Source organism: Winogradskyella epiphytica, assembly GCF_003217215.1.
Lineage (GTDB): Bacteria > Bacteroidota > Bacteroidia > Flavobacteriales > Flavobacteriaceae > Winogradskyella > Winogradskyella epiphytica.
Genome location: NZ_QJTD01000028.1, coordinates 1 through 4173, shown reverse-complemented (window position 1 = coordinate 4173; position 4173 = coordinate 1). Strand labels below are relative to the sequence as shown.

At 31.5% G+C, this 4173-nt stretch carries 4 protein-coding genes; all 4 read left to right on the top strand.

Going from position 1 to position 4173, the window contains the following annotated elements; genetic code table 11:
* The first annotated feature begins 181 nt into the window (after nt 1–181).
* The 4 genes from DFQ11_RS14795 (at nt 182) to DFQ11_RS14780 (ending at nt 3930) form a co-directional block, all read left to right on the top strand.
* The gene (locus tag DFQ11_RS14795) at nt 182–712 is read left to right on the top strand and encodes a hypothetical protein (RefSeq protein ID WP_110476651.1); all 531 of its coding nucleotides are present in this window, start codon (nt 182–184) and stop codon (nt 710–712) included.
* A gap of 141 nt (nt 713–853) precedes the next feature.
* Nucleotides 854–1453: an FEKKY domain-containing protein gene (locus tag DFQ11_RS14790; protein ID WP_146221554.1), complete on the top strand. Its 600-nt coding sequence runs from the start codon at nt 854–856 to the stop codon at nt 1451–1453.
* Between the two features lie 159 nt (nt 1454–1612).
* Nucleotides 1613–2317: a hypothetical protein gene (locus tag DFQ11_RS14785; protein ID WP_110476649.1), complete on the top strand. Its 705-nt coding sequence runs from the start codon at nt 1613–1615 to the stop codon at nt 2315–2317.
* Between the two features lie 2 nt (nt 2318–2319).
* Entirely contained in the window at nt 2320–3930 is a 1611-nt protein-coding gene (locus tag DFQ11_RS14780) for an ORC-CDC6 family AAA ATPase (protein ID WP_110476648.1), read from the top strand.
* The last annotated feature ends 243 nt before the right edge of the window (nt 3931–4173 follow it).

The following is a 4173-nucleotide window of genomic DNA, read 5'->3' as shown; positions in this document are numbered from 1 at the left end:
AACTGTTCGAAATAATAGTAGGAAAGAGAGGGGATTGTCATGAAAAACGAGATCGCTGTCTCAATACACAAAATAACCTTAATCCTCTCTTTTTTTCTTTCTGATTTGATTCCTAATTTATAACTTATATTTATAATCGCTAACTTAAGATACACAAAACGTTACCACACATTTGCCAAAAATGACGAAAAAACAACGAAAGATATTCTATGCTATAATTTTCATTTTAGGAATTTTATTAATGATTTGGCAAATCAAAATATATCGGAATACTATAATTGACTTACCAATCTTAATCGGAATTATTCTTGTTACTGGAATTGTTGCCTTTATCGTGGACTATAAAAATTATGGAAAAACATACAACTACGAAGGAATTGGACTTTACTTTTATTCCGGAATGCAATATTTAATTGGATTTGGATTTATTGTTTGCTCAATTTTCACTCTATCGAATTACTATTTTGCTGAATCGAACACCAAAACCGAATCTTACGAAATTATTGACCGAACTTGGATACAAGGCGGAACAAAATACAGGAGGAATAAAAAACAACCTGTGTTCACAATAAACTACGAAGGAAAAAATAAAGAACTCGTTTTTAATTCAAAATACTATGAAAAAATGGAACTTTATAAAAGCGTTGAATTTGAAACGAGAGAAGGCTTATTTGGATTTAAGATACTGAAAAACAAGAAATTGAATAAATAAAAACGTGTGGTAACAACGTGTATAGCTCATTGCGGCTGAATTCCTAATCGGAATTCATTGCAATTTGCTATCTTTGGGTTACGGCGGAAAATCATAGCTGATTTTCCGCAACGAGCCATACACAAAACCGTTGTGCAACATATGAAAAAACTCATACTGACAATATTATTTTTGAATTCAATAATTGGATTTTCACAAGACAAAGAGGAAGTTCTGATTAAAGGAATTGTATTGTCAGAAGTCAACGGAAAGCCTCTTGAAAATGCTTATATAAGTTATAAATCAAGATACAGATATTCAATGACAAACGAAAAAGGAGAATTTGAATATCGATACAAAATTCGAGAAAGAGACAGTTTGGAAACTATTGAATTAACAGCTTTAGGATATGAAAATCTTGATACGATAATCCGAGTTGACAAGACAAAAGAATACGTGTTTGAATTTGTTATGAAACCAAGATTTGGGCTTAACCGAGAAAAAGCACTTGCCGACATCAAAAATGGAGAAATAAATATATTGGAATCAAGTGGAATCGCACCTGTATTTTATAAATCTGACTCAAAATTTGCGAAAAGATATAACGTCAATTTTGTTGAATATGGTTGTGAAGCAATTGCAGAGGAAAGTCTCTATGAATATAACAGAACAGTTTTCGAGTATTTGGACAAAAAATACGGAAAGAAATGGAGGAAAAAGATTCGAAAAGACATTGTTGGCCTTAATGAGGAAAATGAATAAAATACGTTGCACAACAATGTATAACCGCAATTACGGCGGATTCGACTACGTCCGAATCCACTCGGAATTGCTAACGCCAGTTCTTAACCGAAAATTATTAACTTTAATCCCGTAACTGACGGTTATACGAGACCGTTATGCACAATTAAAATAACATAAGTGAAAATAGAAGAACAGTATAATAAATTAGGGGAATCGGTAACAAGTATTCTTGGTAGTTCCTTAGCAAATTCAGACCTAACACTCTTGGCTTCGAATCATTCATTTATTATTGATTTCGATATATGGCTTGATATTCTAAAGGACAGACCCGAAAAAAGTATTTTTGAAAATGCGATTAAGGAATATCAAATATCAATTCTTAGCAACTGTCTTGGAATGTATCAACAAGCATTTATGGGATTGAGATTTTTCCTTGAACGTTCCTTGGTCGCAATTCAATTTTCTGCAAATGAAATTGAATTAAACTTATGGAAAATTGGAGAAAGAGATACATATTGGTCTGAATTAATGGATGATGATAAGGGCATTTTTTCTTCAAAATTTTGTAGAGCGTTCTTCCCTGAGATGAAAAATGAAATATCTCATTTTCAAGCAATTACTAAAAAGGTTTATCGTGAATGTTCTGAATATGTTCACGGCAATAATTCAGTAATTGATAAAATTCCAAATTCATTAGAATATTCAAAAGATATATTTGAAGAATGGAATTCTAAGGCAGACATTATAAAGAGAATTATTCTCTTCACTTTATGTTTACGATACTTAAATATCTTAAAGGAAGAAGAAATAACAAAAGTAGCTGACCCTTTAATTGAGGAGTTCAATTCTATCTCTCCAATAAAAGACATTATCACACAATAATTATGACTGAACTATTATTTAGAACCGAAGATATTCCAAATGGAGAAATTCTTGAATTGTTTGTTGAGACAGAACAAGACAGGGATGTAATAGAAAAATTAAAATCAATATCCCCAACTATTATAGTTGGCAGTCGAGGAGTAGGTAAATCTTTTCTAATGAAAGTTTCTGAACAGGAGTTAAATCAGAAATTCAACACAGATAAAATTTTACCTGTTTATTTGACTTTTACAAAAAGTTCCCTCATTCATTCAGCTGATAAAAACCAATTTTTCAATTGGATGCTTTCATTAATTTGTTCGAAAATAATTAGAGAATTAAGAAGAAAAGGGTTGTTAGCTAACCTACCTCACTCTATTAGTGTTTTGAGTGGAGGAGAATACAATGAGGAAAAACTTAGAATTGAAGATGTTGCGAAAAATTACGAAGACTCTTGGAAAAAACCAGCGGAACAAGTTGATAATAGCAGCGTCCCTACTATTGATGATTTCAAAGACGCAATTCAAGAAATTTGTGAAGATTTAGGGATAAAGCGAATTAATCTTTTAATTGATGAAGCCGCTCATATATTTAGACCTGAACAACAAAGGCAATTCTTTACCCTTTTTAGAGACTTAAGATCACCCTACATTTCGTGCAATGCTGCCGTTTACCCAGGTGTAACAGCCTTTGGTGATGTTTTTCAATATTCACAAGATGCAACATTCATTGATATCAATAGAGATATTCTATCCAGCAGCTACATTAGTAGAATGAGAGAAATTGTTGAAAAGCAAGCTGACTCCGACAGTAAACTTCTAAACCAAATTTCAAAGAATAGAAACAACTTTGAAATATTGGCATTTGCAGCTTCCGGGAACCCAAGGTTTTTATTAAAAAGTATTTCGAGAACTCCGAAAATGAGTTCTCAGCAATTAAATGAAACAATCAGAGAATTTTATAAAATTGAATTACTTGCAGAACACTCCAATTTAAGTGAAAAGTATCCGGGTCAAAAAGGACTTATTGATTGGGGTAGAAATTTCATTGAAAATATAGTACTCCCCGAATTACAACGTAAAAACACTAGTTACGTAGTCAATAATAAACCAACCTCTTGTTTTATTTGGTTACATAAGGATGCACCACATACGGTTAAAGAATCCTTTCGATTATTAGAATATACTGGAATAATTCAAGAGCATTCAAAAGGAATCAAAGCAACCAAAGCTGAAATTGGGACAAGATATCTTGTCAATTTAGGATGTATATTCTCACAAGAATCTGCCCCCTCAAATTCTTCTTTGCCTATAGCCCGAAATATTACCTCAAAAAGAATGACTGAATATGGTATGAATAATTCTAATTTTCAAAATCTAATAAATGAGATACCTGATTTCAAAGAGAGTGATATGACAGAAATTTTGGAGAAAGAATTAAATAAATCTATAGATGTTCTTGATTTATCCTATTGGATAAAGGCTAAATTGAGAGAAATGAATATTAGTTGTGTTAAAGATATTTTGAATACAACTGAAGCCAATTTAAAAAAAGCATACTATGTTGGTGATAAAAGAGCTCGATTAGTCAAGAGTGCCGCAACAGCCTCAGTTTATGAATATTTGAATGGATAAAAGTGCATAACAACGTATATAAAAAATAGCGGAATAAATGCTTATACAAAAGATGAATAATAAAATAAAGGTCAGTTATAATCCGAAATATTAGTGCTTAAAACCCGCTACTTTTCATATACAAGACCGTTGTACACAATTTAAAACATGAATTTTCCTGAAATAGGTTGACTAAAAATTAAACCTTTAATTATAGTCACTTATGAAAATAAAAAATGAACACTGGCGAAAAAAAAGCTATCA

Excerpts from the sequence above, each read along its gene's own strand:
- DFQ11_RS14795 (WP_110476651.1), top strand. The coding sequence starts at position 182 with ATGACGAAAAAACAACGAAAGATATTCTATGCTATAATTTTCATTTTA.
- DFQ11_RS14790 (WP_146221554.1), top strand. The coding sequence starts at position 854 with ATGAAAAAACTCATACTGACAATATTATTTTTGAATTCAATAATTGGA.
- DFQ11_RS14780 (WP_110476648.1), top strand. The coding sequence starts at position 2,320 with ATGACTGAACTATTATTTAGAACCGAAGATATTCCAAATGGAGAAATT.